Source organism: Kitasatospora sp. MY 5-36 (genome assembly GCF_001182915.1).
Lineage (GTDB): Bacteria > Actinomycetota > Actinomycetes > Streptomycetales > Streptomycetaceae > Kitasatospora.
In genome coordinates this window covers 1-1223 of the sequence record NZ_LFVW01001240.1, presented here as the reverse complement: position 1 = coordinate 1223, position 1223 = coordinate 1, and the positions used below count along the sequence as shown (strand labels likewise).

At 77.6% G+C, this 1223-nt stretch carries 1 pseudogene; it reads left to right on the top strand.

What is annotated here, in order from left to right:
- A pseudogene (locus AE652_RS41680) lies at positions 1 to 1223 on the top strand (hypothetical protein); the annotation flags it as partial.

Below are 1223 nucleotides of genomic sequence, written 5' to 3'. Positions count from 1 at the left end.
CGCCGCGACCCGGCGGCCGGCCGCGGAGGACCGGGCGCTGGCCTACCCGCTGCTGGTCCGCAACGCGGCCCGGTCGGGTGAGCCGGCCGCCGTCGGCGAACTCCTCGACGACCTGCTGCGGCTGCGCAACGAGCAGGATCCGGTCCGCTCCCCGGCCCTGGTCGCGCTGGCCGAGGTCCCGCCCGCGCTCTTCCGGGGGGAGGCGGCGGCCGCCGCCCTCGGCCGGATCGCCACCGACGCCGTCGAGGCCCGGGACACCTCCTGGCAGACCCGCGGAGCGCTCTCGCACCTCGCCCTCGCCGTCCTGCGGGAGCACGCGGTGAGCGGTGAACAGCCGCTGCTGGGCTGGGCCCTGGCCGCCCTGCGGCAGCTCTCCGGGATGCTCGGCAGCGTTCCGCTGGGCCGACTGGACACCGTGCTCCGGCGCGGACAGGAGGCACAGGTCTTCGAGGCGCTGCGCCCGTGGCTGGCGGCCGGCGCGGACCGGGTCGACCACACGCTGACCTTCGCCCTGGCCGGAGCCCTGGGCCGGCGCGCCCACCACCTGCCCGAACTGCAGGAACTCCTCTGGGAGGCCATCCAGTTCGGCGACAACGCGACCTTCATCCAGGCCGTACGGCACTGGCTCGCGGACCCGGCCACCCGCGGCGAACGGGTGGCACGGGTGCTGGAACTGGAACCGTCGGCCGCCGTCCTGCCGCCGGTGCTCCGGGTGCTGGCCCGCGGGCGCACCGACCTGCTGGACACCGTCCTCGCCGACATCCCGCCGTACGGGCGCTTCCTGGCGGCGGGGACGCACTGGCTGCCGCCGGTCGACGGCATCGAGGGCTGGACACCCGGACAACAGGCCGCCGCCGCACGCCTGTTGGCGGAGGCCGCGGCCGACGCCTCGCTGCCCCGGCAGGTACGGGCCGGACACCTGTGCACCGTGGTGGCGGTCCCCGAGCGCGGCTTCGCCACCGTCCGGCCGTACGTCGACTCCCCGGACACCGTGCTCGCCGAGGCCGCGCTCGGAGCCCTGATCTGGACCGACCGGCCCGCCGAGGCACTGCCCCTGCTGCTCGCCCAGGCCGGGAACGACCGGGCACGGGTCGCGCTGTACGCGGCCGGGCGGGCCGCCGGGTTCGTCGCGCCGTCGCGACTGGCGGGCATGCTGCGGGCGGTGCTGCTGCCGACGGCGGACGGGGCCGCGGAAGCCGGTGGCGGGGCGGCCGGTGGCGGGG